Below are 15,083 nucleotides of genomic sequence, written 5' to 3'. Positions count from 1 at the left end.
AGGGCGCGTGCGCAACCATCCGATTTTCTCCGCCCCGGCACGGGAGCGGACATCTTGAGTAGCGATCCGAAGCTGGAACGGATTGCGAAGGGCAATGCGCTGGCACTCTGCGCCACCGGAACCTGGACCGCGAGCTTCGCGCCGGTCCTGGAGCGGATGGTGGCGGATGCCGAGAAGCTGGCCGGCAGCCCCCAAAGCATCTTCATCGATGTCTCCGAGGTCGCCAAGCTCGACACCTTTGGCGCCTGGCTGATCGAGCGGCTGCGCCGCAGCCTGACGCAAGGCGCGGTCGAGGCCCAGATCGCGGGCCTCTCGGCGAACTATTCGAGCCTCGTGGACGAGGTGCGGCGGGTCAGGGCAAGCCCCGTGACAGACTCGGGCACGATCACCATCACCGGCATGCTGGAGCAGATCGGCCGCACTGTTGCCGGCCTCGCCGGGACGGTGGCAGGCCTCGTCGACATGCTCGGCGCGGTGCTCGCGGCAGGCTTTCGCACCCTGATCCACCCGCGCTCGTTCCGCCTGACCTCGACCGTGCACCACATGGAGCAGGTCTGCTGGCGCGCGGTGCCGATCGTGGTGCTGATCACCTTCCTGATCGGATGCATCATCGCGCAACAAGGTATCTTCCATTTCCGCCGCTTCGGCGCCGACATCTTCGTCGTCGACATGCTCGGCGTGCTGGTGCTGCGCGAGATCGGCGTGCTCCTGGTCGCGATCATGGTCGCGGGCCGCTCGGGCAGCGCCTACACCGCCGAGCTCGGCTCGATGAAGATGCGGGAAGAAATCGACGCGCTGCGTACCATGGGCTTTGACCCGATCGAGGTGCTGGTGCTGCCGCGCATGCTGGCGCTGGTGCTGGCGCTGCCGATCCTGGCCTTTCTCGGCGCGATGGCCGCGCTCTACGGCGGCGGTCTGGTCGCCTGGCTCTATGGCGGCGTCGATCCTGAAGCGTTCCTGTTGCGCCTGCGCGACGCCATCTCGATCGACCATTTCATCGTCGGCATCGTGAAAGCGCCGGTGATGGCCGCCGTGATCGGCATCGTCGCCTGCGTCGAGGGCCTCGCCGTGCAGGGCAGCGCGGAATCGCTTGGACAGCACACCACCGCGTCGGTGGTGAAGGGCATCTTCTTCGTCATCGTCATGGACGGCGTGTTCGCCGTCTTCTTCGCCTCGATCGGGATGTGACGATGGCAAGAGAAGCTCAAAGCGAGATTCAAGATCCCATCATCCGCGTCCGCGACATCACCGTGCAATTCGGCGCGACGCGCGTGCTCGACGGCCTCAACCTCGACGTCAAGCGCGGCGAGATTTTGGGATTTGTCGGTCCCTCGGGCGCCGGCAAATCGGTGCTGACGCGTACCATCATCGGACTTGTGCCGAAGGTCGCAGGCTCCATCGAGGTGTTCGGCGTCGATCTCGATTCCTCCAGCACCTCGCAGCGCCGCAACGTCGAACGCCGCTGGGGCGTGCTGTTCCAGCAGGGCGCGCTGTTCTCCTCGCTGACGGTGCGGCAGAACATCCAGTTTCCGATGCGCGAATATCTGCGGGTGTCGCAGCGGCTGATGAACGAGATCACCATGGCCAAGCTCACCATGGTCGGCCTCAAGCCCGAAGTTGCCGAGCGCTTTCCCTCGGAGCTCTCGGGCGGCATGATCAAGCGCGTGGCGCTGGCGCGTGCGCTGTCGCTCGATCCGGACCTCGTGTTCCTGGACGAGCCGACCTCGGGTCTCGATCCGATCGGCGCCGGCGACTTCGACGAGCTGGTCCGGACGCTCCAGCGCACTTTGGGGCTGACCGTTTTCATGGTAACCCACGACCTCGACAGCCTTTACACAGCTTGCGACCGCATCGCCGTTTTAGGGAACGGTAAGATCATTGCGGCAGGGTCGATCGCCGACATGCAGGCCTCGCAGCATCCCTGGCTGAGGCAGTATTTCCATGGCAAGCGCGCCCGCGCGGTCATGGGCTGAAGTAGCCGGAGTAGCAGCTGATGGAAACGCGGGCGAATTACGTACTGATCGGATCGTTCACGCTGGCGGTGATCGCCGCGGCGATCGGCTTCGTGCTGTGGTTCCAGTCGCTGCACTCCACCAAGCAGCGCAGCCCGCTGCGCGTGGTGTTCGAGGGGCCGGCCGCGGGCCTGCGCAACGGTGGCAGCGTCAATTTCAACGGTATCCGGGTGGGTGAAGTGGTCTCGGTGAAGCTCGACAACCCGCGTCGGGTTGTCGCACTCGCCATGATCGAGAACAACGCCCCGATCCGCAAGGACACTCTGGTCGGCCTCGAATTCCAGGGCCTCACCGGCGTCGCCGCGATCTCGCTCAAGGGCGGCGAGGAGGCCGCACCGCCGCCATCGCTCGACGAGGACGGCATTCCGACGTTGCTGGCCGATCCGAACAAGCTCCAGGACGTTACCGAGGCCATCCGCGGCACGCTGCAGAACATCAACAAGATCGTCGCCGACAATCAGGAATCGGTGAAGAACTCGCTGAAGAACCTCGAGACCTTCACCAACTCGCTCGCCCGCAACTCCGAGAAGATCGACGGCGTGATGGCCAAGGTCGACGGCGTGATGCTCAAGGCCGACAGCCTCATGCTCGGCCTCAACACGCTCGCCGGCGGCAAGGACGGCGGCGAGCTGTTCCAGGCGGTGAAGTCGATCCGCGAGCTGGCCGATGATTTCGACAAGCGCTCGGGCGCGTTGATGACCGATGGCCGCCGTACCCTCGGCGACATCAGCCGCGCCGTGAACAATTTTGATCGCAACCCGACCCGCGTGCTGTTCGGCGCCAGCAACAGCGCACCAGCCGCCGCTCCGCCGCCCGCCGAGCCGCCGAAGCCGGCGGCGACGGAGCGGAGGCGGCAGTAGGCGCTCGTCTCTCACCTCGTCATTGCGAGCGTAGCGAAGCAATCCAGACTGTCTCCGCGGAGGGATTCTGGATTGCTTCGTCGCAAGGGCTCCTCGCAATGACGACGCGGAGAGAGTGTGCAATCAGGTCTCGTGTCCCGGACGCGCTGCAGCGTGCAACGCTGCTGCGCAGAGCCGGGACCCAGAAGGCAACACGATACAGTGTCGCGAAATGGGCCCCGGCTCTGCAGCGCACCGCTGAAGAAGCGCTGCGCTGCGTCCGGGGCACGCGAGCGTACGATCACCCCAAAACAAAAACGGAGGCCGTGAGGCCTCCGTTTTCATTCGCTATTCGTTGTCGCTACGCACTGCCGCTATTCGTTGTCGCTACGCACTGCTTACCCCAGCCGGCCCGCCGCATGTGCCAGCAGCGTGTACACCAGGCCCGTCTCGGAGGTCAGGTGGCTGCGCAGCTCCTGCGGGCCGCGGCCGTCGCGGGCGACTTCGTCGAGCAGGCGTTCGAACTCGGCGACGTAGCGATCGACCGTGCCCTTGAAGTTGCGGTCGGCGCGGTACTTGCGGGCGACCTCGTCAAAGGCCTTCTGGCCGGCGGGCGTGTAGAGGCGCTTGGTGAAGGCCTTGTTCTCGCCGCGCTGGTAGCGGTCCCACATCTCGGCCGCGAGGTTGCGGTCCATCAGCCGGCCGATGTCGAGCGACAGCGATTCCAGCGGATTGCTGCTGGGCTGCGGGGCCTGCGGCTGCGGCGCGGGCGCAGCGCGGCCGCGGGGCGCCTCACGACCGGTCGGTGCGCCCTGGTTGGCGTCGGTGCGGTTGAGCAGGTCCGACAGCCAGCCGTCACGGCCCTGGTCGTTGCTGGACGGTGCGACCGGCGGCGCTTCGGTGCGGCGCGAGGGCGCGGGCATGCCGAGGTCCGGCGGCGGCAGCGTGGAGGCGCTGCCGGTGTCGCGCATGCGGGTCTCGGTGTTGCGCGCGCCGACGGCCGCCATCATCGGCTCTTCCTGGCGCTGGACGGCGACAGAAGCGCGGCCCGACGTCGAGACGTCGAGACCACGGCCATGCTGGGCCACGATGCGGTTGAGCTCGGCGAGGGCCTCGATCTGGTCGACGATCACCTTGCGCATCTGCGCCGTGCTCTCGGCGGCCTCCTGCGGCATCTCGAGCACGCCGCGGCGCAACTCGTTGCGGGTGGCTTCGAGCTCGTTGTGCATCTCGTACGCCATCTGCTTCATGCTGGCGACGAGGTTGCCGAACTTCTCGGCCGACTGCTTGAACATCGCATCCGCCTCGTCCGTGGTCTGGCGGTAGATGTCCTGCATGGCATCGATGGTCTGGCGATGCTCTTCTTCCGACGCCGACCGCACCGCCTCGAACTGGCGGGTGATCGCGGCCGAGCCGGCACCGGCAGTCTCCGCGACGACGCGGGCGATGTCGCGGGCACGCTCTTCGGCGGCGGCCAGCGATTCATCGAGCAGGCCGGTGAAGCGCGACAGACGCTGGTCGAGATCGGTGGTGCGCAGGTCGATCGTGGTGACGAGCGATTCCAGCGCCGCCTTGCGTTCGGCAAGCGAGGCGGTGGTGTTCTTGTTGCTCTGCTCGACGACCTGGGCGGCATCGACCAGCGCCTTGCCGTGCGCGTCGAACTGGGTCGACAGCTCGCCGAGATCCTGGAGCGCCCGCGTGGTCTTGGTGTTGAAGACGTTGAGCTGGTCTTCTAGGTTCTGCGTCGCCGCGCCGTTGCGCGAGGTGACGTCGTTCATCGCCGAGACGAAGTCGGCGACGCGGGTCACCAGCGCACGCTCGAGCGAGTTGAGGTTGTCGTGCGCACCGGTCAGCACCTCCTGGAGCAGGATGTTGCCTTCGCGCAGACGCTCGAACAGGGCGACCGTGTCGGTGCGCAGGATCTTGCTGGTCTCCTGCATCTCGGTGACGGCCGCGATCGAGACCTGGCGCGACTGGTCGATCGCCGAGCGCGAGGCCTGCTCGAGGTCCTTGAGCGATTTGCCGACTGCGCCGGTCGCCATCTCGCTCGCCGCGTTGATGGTGCGGGCGACTTCCGAGCCGTTGCCCATCATGGTCTGCGAGAAGGCATGGCCGCGCGTCTCGATCGACTTCAGCGCATCGGAGGTGACGCGGTCGATGTCGAGCGTGAGCTGGCTGGTCTTCGAGCCGATCGCGTCGACCAGCGCGCCGCGCTTGGCGTCGATCATGTTGGTCAGACGGTCGGCCTGCTGCTGCACATAGGTGACGATCTCGTCGGTCTTGCCGGTCATGGCCTGGCCGAAGCTGCTGCTGGCGGCGAGCACCGAGCGCTCGACGTCGGCCGAGCTCGACTTGACGCGCGAGCTCGCCTCGTTGGAGGCGTTGATCAGCGCGTTCTGGGCGTTGAGCGCGCTGGTCTGGATATCGTTGGTCGCATTGGTCGTGGCCGTGCTCAGCACGCGCTCGATCTCGGTCGAGATCGTGCGGATCTGGCTTGCGGCATCCGCCGACGTCGAGGTCAGCGAGGTCTGCGCCTCACGCGCGCTGTTGAGGATGGTCGAAGCGGTGTCGGCGCCGACCGAGGTCAGCGTGCGCTCGATGTCCGTGGTCAGCGACTTGATCTGGCTGGCCGCATCCGTGGAGGCGGAGATCAGCGTGCCTTGCGCCTCGCGCACGCCGCTGGTGAGCGCCTCGATGGTGGCGCCGCCGGCGGTCGCCAGCGCGCGCTGCATCTCGGCAGCCAGCGAACGGACCTGGCCGGTCTGCTCGGCCGAGACGGAGAGCAGGGTGCTCTGGGCGTCGCGGGCGCTGGTGGTGATCGTCTCGGCGGTCGACTGGCCGACCTGCGAGAGCGAACGATGCACTTCGGCCGCGAGAGACTTGACCTGGCTCGCCGCATCCGAGGACGCATTGACGAGGGTGCTCTGCGCTTCGCGGGCGCCAGTCATGATGGTCTCTGCCGTCGAGGTGCCGGCCATCGAAAGCGAGCGCTGCACGTCGGAGGACAGCGCCTTGATCTGGTTGGCGGTCTCGCTCGAGGCCGCGATCAGCGCGCTCTGCGCATCGCGGGCGCCGGCGGTGATCGCCTCGGCCGTGGTGGTGCCGGCCAGCGACAGCGAGCGCTGCACGTCGGCGGTGAGCGTCTTGACGTGGTTGGCCGCGTCCGAGGACGCCGTGACGAGCGTGGTCTGCACCTCGCGGGCGCCGGCCAGGATCGAGGCTGCAGTAGCCGAACCGGTCGCAGACAGCGTGCGTTCGACGTCGGCTGCAAGCCCCTTGATCTGGTTGGAGGCATCGCCGGAGGCGGCGACCAGGGTCGACTGCGCCTCGCGGGCGCTGGTCAGGATCGAGTTCGCAGCACCGGTGCCGACCGCGGTCAGCGCGCGCTCGACCTCGGCGGAGGTCATCTTGAGCTGGGCGTTGACGTCAGAGGAGACCGTCATCAGCGATTGCTGCGCGGTGCGCGCACCGGTCTGGATCGTCTCGCTGGTGTTGACGACGAGGTTGGTGAGCGAGCGCTCGGCGTCCTCGACATGCGAGCGGATCGCGGTCGAGATCATCTCGGCACGGGACATCATGTCCTCGCTGGCCTGGCGGCCGCTGCTTTCGATGCGGCCGGCGACGGCCTCGACGCGCGAGCCGAGCAGGTCCTCGAACTGCGCCACGCGCACGTCGATGTCGCTGGCGACCGAGCCGACCTTGGTCTCGATGGCCTGGTGGATATCCTGGAAGCGCGCCGTGACCGTGTCGGTCAGGTGCGTGCTGCGGCCGTCGATGATCTCGGTGACGCCGGTGATGCGGCGGTCGACCGCCTCGATCGCCTGCGCGGTGCCGTCGGTGAGCGTCGAGGTCAGCAGCGTGAGGCGGGTGTCGATCGACTGCACGGCCTGCGATGCGCCGTTGGTCACAGCGGTGGTCAGGTAGGTGAGGCGGGAGTCGATGGACTCCAGCGCCTGCGTCGCGCCGCCCGTCAGCGTCGTCGTGAGGTGCGTCAGGCGGGTGTCGATCGACTGGATGGTCTGCGAAGCGCCATCGGTCAGCGAGGTCGTGAGGTGATTGAGGCGCGAGTCGATCGCCTCAATGGTCTGCGACGCGCCGTCGGTGAGCGACGTCGTGAGGTGGGTGAGGCGGGAGTCGATCGACTGGATCGCCTGCGCGGCACCGTCGGTCAGCGACGTCGAGAGCGTGTTGAGGCGCGCGTCGATCGTTTCGGTGACGGAGGTGGCGCGGGTGTCGAACGACTGTTCCAGCGCGCTGACGCGGCCGCCGAGCTGGTCGTCGAAGGTCTTGATGTGGCCTTCGATCGTGCTGTCGAGGCTGGAGATCTTGCCGTTCAGCGAGGCGTCGAGGTTGGTGACGCGTTCGCCGATCACGGTTTCGAACTGCACCAGGCGCTGGTCGAGCACATCCGTGATCGCGCCGCCGTTGGCGGTGAAGCGAGAGTCGAAATTGTCGACGTAGGTCTTCAGCGATTCATGGATGTCATGGGTGCGCTGGCCCATGCGCTCGACGATCTCGCCGCCGAAGGTCTTCACGGTGCGGTCGAACTCGGAGATGTGGCGGGTGATCAGCGCGCCCAGCGTGCCGGAGTCGCGGGCGAATTTCTCGACCAGCTCGGTGCCCTGGTTCTTCACCAGCTCGTCGAAGGCGCTCATCTGCAAGGAGAGAGAATCGTGCGCGGTCTCGGTCTGGCTCACGACCTTGGCGACGAGGGTGTTGACGGTGGCGTCGAGCGCGTCGCTCGCCTTGTCGCCGCTCGTCATGATCTGGGTTGCGAGGCGGTTGCCGGCGTCGTCGATCTTGGCCGAGAGGTCGTTGGAGCGCAGCTCGAGCTCGAGCAGCAGCGAGTCCGAAGAGTTCTTCAGGCTATCATGCACCTGCTCGGTGCGTTCGGAGATGCCGTCGACGATCGCGGCGGAACGCTGCTCGAACTCGCCGGTGATGCGGTCGATGCGCTCGTTCAGCATCTCGTGGACGCGGTCAGCGAGGTCGACGAACTCGTCGTGGACGTGGCCGGTCTTGAAGTTGAGGCTGGTGGTCAGACGCTCGCTGGCGTCGAGCACGGCGCGCGTGGTCTCGTTGCTGGCTTCCTCGAGGCGGTCGAGCAGGTCGCCGCCACGCTCGCCGAGGGCGAGGATCATGTTGTCGCCGGCATTGCTCAGCGCGCCCGTGATGTGGGCGCCGCGCTCTTCGAGAGCGCCGGTGATGGACTTGGCGACCTCGTCGACGCGCGAGGCGATCGCGTCCGAGATCAGGGCAATGTCGTGGCGCAGATCGATCTGCACGCCGGAGATGGCGCTGCGGACCTGCTCGGCCTGGCCGACGAGGTTGTCGCGCTGATGCGCGATGTCCTGGAGCAGGGCGCGGATGCGCACTTCGTTGTCGGAATAGGCGCGCTCGAGTGCTGCGACCTCGTTGGCGACCAGCGTCTCGAGCTCGCCGGCGCGCGCAATGGCGCGCTCGATGCCGTCGCCCATCGCCGCGACCTCGCGGCGGATGGCCTGGCCGACGGTGACCATGGAATCGGAGGCCGAGCCTTCCGGCTCGGAGAAACGGATCGCGACCTGCGCCATCGCCTGCGCGACCGCGCTCATCTGCTGGCCGCGCCAGACGAGGCTCGCCAGGAAGAAGAACAGCATGATCGGCGCGAAGAACATCGTGACGAGGCCGGCAATCGCCAGCACGCCGCCGCTCTCGCCCATGGCGGCCCGGATCGAGGGCAGGAAGCCTACCGTCAGCGCCGCGCAGGCCGCGAGCCAGATGACGGTGAAGATGATCGCACCCGTGTAGATGTTGCGGGTCGGGCGTGCCGTCTGCAACGTCTGCAGCAGCTGACCGATGGTCGCGCGGTCGTCGTTGGCGGCGCGGCGCGAGGAACGCGGCTCCTCGATCGGGTCGAACACGGCGCGTTCGTTGGCGGCAGGATGCGGCTCGAAGCTCGGCTCGTCGAACATCGGGGGAGGGGGCGGCGCCATGGAAGAAGATGCCGTTTCGTTGCGCATGGAGGCGCTGCGGCTGGTATCGGCCGCCGTGTCGCTGATGTTCAGGGCTTCCTGGATCGCAGAAAGCGCAACTTCCGTGGGATCCTTGGCCTTTTTCGGAGTGTTTGCCATGTTCAGTCCGAGCCCTCGTTACTGGTACGCGTCCCCCCGCGAGCCCCGCGCGCTACGCAAGCTCACAGTCCGGATCATGCCGCTTGCGCGGATTTCCGAGCCGTCCCCACCCGGACGGCTTGTCCGCCAATTTCCAAAACATCCTATTGGCAGAGCGTCGCGAATGAAATGCCCGCGATTAAGACAATCTTAATCATCGTTAACAGGATCGCGCCGTAACGCCTTAGCAATCAATGCAATTCTCCACCGGACTCGCCGGATTGCGGCAACTTTTCGTCAATAAACGGGCGGATTTGCGTAAAACGGCCCAAACATTTCGTTAACCATTTCCATGCTTGGGTGGGCGGAACCTGACCGCCGGACCGGCGGACTGACGCGCGATGCCGGGGCCTGCGCCATGACGCCTGAACTGCAACGGATGGACTGGATGCCCTCGCCCCCGCTTGCACCGATCGACAGCCCGCTCGATTTCGACCATCTCTCCCGGATGACGCTCGGCGATGCCGAGCTGGAACAGGAAGTGCTCGCGATGTTCGCCGAGCAGGCGGTCCGCCTGATCGCGGCGATGGCGGCGCTCCCGACTGATGCCGGCGCGCTCGCCCACAAGCTCAAGGGCTCGGCGCGCGGGATCGGCGCCTTTGCCGTGGCGGACGCCGCCGCGAGCCTGGAGACCGCGATCCGGATCGGCCACAACCAGCCCCACGCCTTCGCCGCACTGAAAGAGGCCGTGGCCGAGGTCCGCGCCGCGATCGAGACGATCCTGAAGCACTAGGCCGGCGATCCCCGCAAAAACCGGGCGGCCTACGCACTAGCGCAGGCCTGATCGACCCGTTATAGGACAGCCCAGACCCTCCTTTTTCCCAAGATCGCGGCAGCACGAGCACACATGGCCAAAATTCACTTTGTCGATCACAAGGGCGAAACCCGCACGGTGGACGTCGAGAACGGCGCGACCGTGATGGAAGCCGCCATCCGTAACAGCATTCCCGGCATCGAAGCCGAATGCGGCGGCGCCTGTGCCTGCGCGACTTGCCATGTCTATGTCGATGAAGCCTGGCGCGAGAAGGTCGGCAGCCCGACGCCGATGGAAGAGGACATGCTCGACTTCGGCTTCGACGTGCGCCCGAACTCGCGCCTGTCCTGCCAGATCAAGGTCTCCGACGAACTCGACGGGTTGGTCGTGGCAACGCCCGAACGCCAAGCCTAAACATTTCTCGTCTATGCGGCGGGCGGCGCGACCTCGATGCCGCGCTTGTGCCAGGGTCTGAACTTCTCGATCACCTCTGCGGTCAGCGGCGCCGGCCGCCGCGTCGCCTCGTCGAGCAGGACGCCGACGGACGTCGCCGACGCAATGCACGTCCCGTTTGAAAACACGACCTGCTCGAAGGTCACCGACGTCCGTCCCAGTTTCACGACGCCAAGACCGAGCTCGATCGTGTTCGGCCAGTGCAGCTCGGCGCGGAAATGCATGTCGAGCCGCACCATGATCCAGGCGAGGCCCGGCGGGGTCAGCCCATATTCCGGGAGCTTCATCAGCGTGACACGGCCGGTCTCGAAATAGGTAGCGTAGACCGCGTTGTTGACGTGCTGGTTGGGATCGAGATCACCGAAGCGGACATTGTCGCTGAGGCGAAAAGGGAAGTCCTCCAGGCGCGGCGTCGTATCGAGGCGGCTTGGTGCGTTCACCGATTGATCTCCGTCATATCGCTTCCCGTTACAGCCCAGTTATCCTGACCCGGCAAGTGGGCGCGGCTGCGGGGCGCTCCCGCTTTTATGCCTTCCCTGATCCATCCCCGTTGGCTAGACAGGCAGGGTCACTTCTGCCCGCAGGGCGCCGTCCAACCGATAACCATCGATAAAGAGACGACATGAGCGACGTGATCAAAACCGATGTGCTGATTATTGGCGCCGGCCCTTGCGGCCTGTTCGCCGCCTTCGAGCTTGGCCTTCTCGACATGAAGGCGCATTTCGTCGACATCCTCGACAAGGTCGGGGGCCAGTGCGCCGAGCTCTATCCGGAAAAGCCGATCTACGACATTCCCGGCATTCCGCAGGTTTCGGGGCAGGGTCTCACCGATGCCCTGATGGAGCAGATCAAGCCGTTCCATCCGACCTTCCATCTCGGCGAAATGATCGAGACGGTGGAGAGGATCGGCGATCCCGCATTTCGCTGCACCACCGACACCGGCAAGGTGTTCGAATGCAAGGTGTTGGTGATCGCGGCCGGCGGCGGCTCGTTCCAGCCCAAGCGCCCGCCGGTGCCCGGCATCGAGGCCTATGAAGGCAGCTCGGTGCACTACGCCGTGCGCAAGATGGAGACGTTCCGCGACAAGAACGTCCTGATCGTCGGCGGCGGCGATTCCGCGCTCGACTGGACGCTCAATCTGCATCCGATCGCCAAGCGCATCACGCTGCTGCATCGTCGCGACGATTTTCGCGCAGCACCCCACAGCGTCGAGCAGATGCGTGCGCTGGTCGCCGGCGGCAAGATGGATCTGCGGCTCGGCCAGGTCACCGCGCTGTCAGGCGCCGACGGCAAGCTCGCCGGTGCCACGATCAAGGGCAACGACAACAGCATGAGCGATATTGCCTGCGACACCATGCTGCCGTTCTTCGGGCTGACCATGAAGCTCGGCCCGGTCGCGAACTGGGGCATTGCGCTGGAGAACAATCTGGTGCCGGTCGAGACCTCAGCGTTCGAGACCAACGTGCCTGGGATCTTCGCCATCGGCGACATCAACACCTATCCCGGCAAGATCAAGCTGATCCTGTGCGGCTTCCACGAGGGTGCGCTGATGTCGCAAAAAGCCCACCGCTACGTGTATCCGGAGAAGCGGCTCGTGTTCCAATACACGACCTCGTCCTCCAGCCTGCAAAAGAAGCTCGGTGTCAACTGACGGGCGAGGGGCGGGAACGCGGTGCCCCATGTTTCTGGTGCTGGAACCGTTCGCGAAATCGCCGTAGTCTGCGGCCATTCCAGTTTTGGCTTGGCAACGCGACTGGCTTAGCAAGGTGATCATAATGCGGAAACTCTTTTCCAGCTTTCGGCTGCTCTCGCTCCTCGCGCTCGCGTTGTCGTTTGGCGCGGTGAGGCCGGCTGCGGCGCAAGTGCCAGCTGCGGTGTCGGGCCAGCCAACCGCCGCAGGGCTCTGGCAGAAGGTCGAAGACGGCAAGACGGTGGGATGGTTCCTCTTCATCGACCACAACGGCATCTTCGAAGGCGTGATCGCAAAGACCTTTCCGCGGCCCGGCGATGACCCGAACGAGATCTGCTCGAAATGCGCCGACGATCGCAAGAACGCGCCGGTGCTCGGGTTGTCCTTCATCCGCGACATGAAGCGCGACGGCTTGAAGTATGACGGCGGCAACGTGGTCAATCCGCGCGACGGCAACATCTGGAAGGCCAAGATGACGGTGAGCCCCGATGGCCAGACCCTGACCATGCGTGGCTTCCTCGGCATCTCCCTGTTCGGCAAGGACGAGACCTGGACGCGCCTGCCCGACGCCAACATCGCCCAGCTCGATCCCGCCATCGTCGCAAAGTATCTGCCCGCACAGGCGACCGCCGCGACTGCGCCGAAGCCTGTGCCCGCGAAGAAGGGCGGCGCGATGATGGCGCCCGCGCCGAAGCAGTAGGGCTGCTGCGCACTCTCGGCGTCGTTCAGACGGTGCTCGCCTCAAACACTGCTGTCATTCCCCGCGAAGGCGGGGGGATCCAGTACGCTGCGGCAGATGTTGTGAGAGCAAGCTCTCGCAGGTCTCTCGATACTGGATCGCCCGATCAAGTCGGGCGATGACAGCTGAGTGCGTGGTGCGTGCGCGCCTCAGTTCGTCTTTGTGAGCGCAGAGGCGCGCTAATACGTCCGCGCATTCTTGCAAGGCGCGTAGAACGTGCCGGTGGTGGCGACGACCCGCTCGAGGCACTGCCTGGGATCGGTGATCTGGCCGTCGACCTGGAAATAGTAGCTCTGCGTTCCCAGGCTCAGGACGTAATGCCCCGGCGGAAGGTCGAGCTCCGGATCGCTTGCGTGAATGTCGTACATTTCGGGTGTTGCCGGAATCGGCGCCACCCGGAACGGATAGGCGAAGTTGCGGATGACCCCGACGTCGTCGCCGCCACCCGGCGTCTTGCCTGCGGCGTCGTTCGAATACTCCCTGGCGACCTTCGCCACCACCCGAACCTCGGCGCGCATCGGGCCCGCGTTTGCGGCTTCCCGGCGAAACACGATGAACTTGACGCGACCGTTGGGCAAATGGGGCCGATCGGGTTTTTTGAACGCCGCTGAAATCGCGATCCGTATGTCTGGCGCCGCGATGCCGGTTGCGTTCAACTCCGCCAGCGACTGATCATCGATCAAGGCGTAGATGCCATAGTCGGTCGGAAGCACGCGCGCCGGTTTCGCCGGAGGCGCGACGGCGGTGACCATTTCCGGCTTGGCAACCGCGATCGTCGTCTCGGGCTTGGGCGCGACCAGCGCGATCTCCGGGGCCTGCGACGACACCAGCCGGCGCAGCGCTGCGATATTGTCCCGCTGCGAGACGATCAGGATGACCGCGCCGACGGCAAGCAGGATGGCCGCCGTGCGCTTGATCACGGGTAGAAGCGAGCCCGAGATCGCAGGCGGCTTGCTGCGCGGCCTCCCGATTCCCCATGGCGAAACGTTCGCGTCGCCGGACACCAGAAGACCGCCCGTCTCCTTTGACGATGTGAGTTGTTGCGACGGCAGGCGCTCGAGCGGCGCCGTTTCACGCGAGAACTTCTCGACCTCCTCGATGGCGACCTCGAGAGCCCGCTTCATCTGGTCGATGTTCTTGGCGTCGGCGTAGGTGAACTGCTCCTGGAGCTTGTAGCGGGCAAGGTCGTAGACCATCTGCCGCCTGGCTTCGGGATCCTCCTTCACCGTATCCAGCATGCGCGAAATCACGAGCGCAAACTGCACCTGGTTTGCGGGCAAGTCGGTCGGGTCCTGCTGGCTGGGAAGCAGGTCTTTCGAATCACTCATAGTGCTGACGGTCCGATGTCAGTCACGACAGCACCCGATTTCTCTAATCGAACAGCTGGTTAAACAATACGATAAGGTTCGCGGCAATGTTCGTACACGTCCCGGCGTGCCAAGGAAAGCCTCGAAAACAGCTGGGTTAAGTCGCCGGGGCGTCACACATGCACGGCGCGCACGATCGTGGGCAAGTGCGTGCGGCAGTAGTTCCCCGGAATGCACGCTGGCGCCGGATTTGCATAGCTGTCGCAAAGCTGCTGGGGGAGCTGAGTCGCTGTCTCACCGCCTGACGCCACCGCGCGGAAGGCGGACGGCGGTGCCTGTCCCTCGCGGCGCTGACTTCGATCCGCGGGAAGACGACATGAGACTTGCAAGACCGTGTGCGGCGGTGCTGCTCGCCTTGACGGCGTTGCTGGCGACATCGGCGCTGGCGCGCGACGACGGACGCTACGCCAACTCGCCCCTAAAGCCCTGGTTCGAGAGCCTGCATAGCGAATACGGACAATGCTGCTCGGATGCCGACGGCTATGTCGTCGCCGATGTCGATTGGGAATCCGACAAGGGGCGTTACCGCGTGCACCTCGATGACGAATGGGTCGTCGTACCCGACGGCGCCGTGATCACCGAGCCGAACAAGATCGGCCGCACCATGGTGTGGAAGCACTATATCGACGGCCACCCGCGTGTGCGCTGCTTCATGCCGGGCAGCATGACGTAGAGGCTCATTCCGGGACGACGCGTCGCGCGCCCCGGAATGGCTGAACAGAGCTCAACGCGCCTCGCTCTCCGAATTCACACTCGCAAGCCGCTTGACGCGCGGCGACAGCACCGACATTTGCGCGGGCGAAGCGGGCATGCCGGCGACGACCATCGCGGGCGCAGTCGACTGCTCCTCGACGCCGGCGCCGCCGAGCAGCTGGACTTGCGTCGCCGAGATCGGAAACGACTTCACTTCGTAAGAGGGAAGCTCGCCGGCGAACGCACCGGCCGAGCTCGCAATCATCGCGGCGGAAACGGCAATCATTGAAAGAACGCGCATTGGGAAAATCTCCGTGGAAGATGGCAATCGGAGGTTTGGTCGCGTCGATGCCGCAACAGGTTCGCTCGTATGCGAACATTCCC

General features: G+C 65.5%; 12 protein-coding genes. 8 read left to right on the top strand and 4 right to left on the bottom strand.

Translation table 11 applies throughout. The features are described from left to right. The first annotated feature begins 54 nt into the window (after positions 1-54). From B5V03_RS16815 to B5V03_RS16805, 3 genes are read left to right on the top strand one after another with little or no spacing between them, the layout of a single operon-like run. Positions 55-1,188 (top strand): MlaE family ABC transporter permease, encoded by a 1,134-nt coding sequence (locus B5V03_RS16815; protein ID WP_129271454.1) that lies wholly within the window; start codon positions 55-57, stop codon positions 1,186-1,188. Between the two features lie 2 nt (positions 1,189-1,190). Next, positions 1,191-1,973 carry an ABC transporter ATP-binding protein gene (locus B5V03_RS16810; RefSeq protein ID WP_164988072.1) on the top strand — a complete coding sequence of 261 codons (783 nt, stop codon included), beginning with the start codon at positions 1,191-1,193 and terminating at the stop codon, positions 1,971-1,973. Between the two features lie 20 nt (positions 1,974-1,993). Beyond that, on the top strand, positions 1,994-2,872 hold the full coding sequence (locus B5V03_RS16805; RefSeq protein WP_129271450.1) for an MlaD family protein: 879 nt from the start codon (positions 1,994-1,996) through the stop codon (positions 2,870-2,872). Between the two features lie 377 nt (positions 2,873-3,249). Here B5V03_RS16805 and B5V03_RS16800 read toward each other — a convergent pair whose 3' ends face one another. Then, on the bottom strand, positions 3,250-8,964 hold the full coding sequence (locus B5V03_RS16800) for a negative regulator of septation ring formation (protein WP_129271448.1): 5,715 nt from the start codon (positions 8,962-8,964) through the stop codon (positions 3,250-3,252). Positions 8,965-9,361: 397 nt separating this feature from the next. Here B5V03_RS16800 and B5V03_RS16795 point away from each other — a divergent pair, with 397 nt between their 5' ends. Together B5V03_RS16795 and B5V03_RS16790 are read left to right on the top strand one after the other, a co-directional pair. Then, the gene (locus B5V03_RS16795; RefSeq protein ID WP_129271446.1) at positions 9,362-9,736 is read left to right on the top strand and encodes an Hpt domain-containing protein; all 375 of its coding nucleotides are present in this window, start codon (positions 9,362-9,364) and stop codon (positions 9,734-9,736) included. A 114-nt stretch (positions 9,737-9,850) separates the two neighbouring features. Then, positions 9,851-10,171, top strand: coding sequence for a 2Fe-2S iron-sulfur cluster-binding protein (locus tag B5V03_RS16790; protein WP_045008721.1), 321 nt, complete (start codon positions 9,851-9,853; stop codon positions 10,169-10,171). Positions 10,172-10,182: 11 nt separating this feature from the next. Here the strand turns inward: B5V03_RS16790 and B5V03_RS16785 are convergent, their stop codons facing one another. After that, complete coding sequence (locus B5V03_RS16785) at positions 10,183-10,650, bottom strand: acyl-CoA thioesterase (protein WP_129271444.1); 468 nt, start codon at positions 10,648-10,650, stop codon at positions 10,183-10,185. 182 nt (positions 10,651-10,832) lie between these two features. Here B5V03_RS16785 and B5V03_RS16780 point away from each other — a divergent pair, with 182 nt between their 5' ends. Further along, positions 10,833-11,861 (top strand): NAD(P)/FAD-dependent oxidoreductase, encoded by a 1,029-nt coding sequence (locus tag B5V03_RS16780; protein WP_129271442.1) that lies wholly within the window; start codon positions 10,833-10,835, stop codon positions 11,859-11,861. Positions 11,862-11,985: 124 nt separating this feature from the next. After that, positions 11,986-12,600, top strand: a complete 615-nt coding sequence (locus B5V03_RS16775) for a DUF2147 domain-containing protein (protein ID WP_164988071.1) — start codon at positions 11,986-11,988, stop codon at positions 12,598-12,600. A 218-nt stretch (positions 12,601-12,818) separates the two neighbouring features. Here B5V03_RS16775 and B5V03_RS16770 read toward each other — a convergent pair whose 3' ends face one another. Continuing rightward, a complete protein-coding gene (locus B5V03_RS16770) occupies positions 12,819-13,967 on the bottom strand; it encodes a hypothetical protein (protein WP_129271438.1) in 1,149 nt (382 codons plus the stop codon). 355 nt (positions 13,968-14,322) lie between these two features. Here B5V03_RS16770 and B5V03_RS16765 point away from each other — a divergent pair, with 355 nt between their 5' ends. After that, complete coding sequence (locus tag B5V03_RS16765; protein ID WP_129271436.1) at positions 14,323-14,679, top strand: hypothetical protein; 357 nt, start codon at positions 14,323-14,325, stop codon at positions 14,677-14,679. A gap of 51 nt (positions 14,680-14,730) precedes the next feature. On the opposite strand, the gene B5V03_RS16760 is transcribed toward B5V03_RS16765, so the two are convergent. After that, positions 14,731-15,000 (bottom strand): hypothetical protein, encoded by a 270-nt coding sequence (locus B5V03_RS16760; RefSeq protein ID WP_129271434.1) that lies wholly within the window; start codon positions 14,998-15,000, stop codon positions 14,731-14,733. Positions 15,001-15,083: the final 83 nt, after the last annotated feature.

The organism is Bradyrhizobium betae (assembly GCF_004123905.1).
GTDB lineage: Bacteria > Pseudomonadota > Alphaproteobacteria > Rhizobiales > Xanthobacteraceae > Bradyrhizobium > Bradyrhizobium betae_A.
The sequence above is the reverse complement of the archived record's forward strand: the minus strand, read 5'-3'. Positions and strand labels throughout refer to the sequence as shown.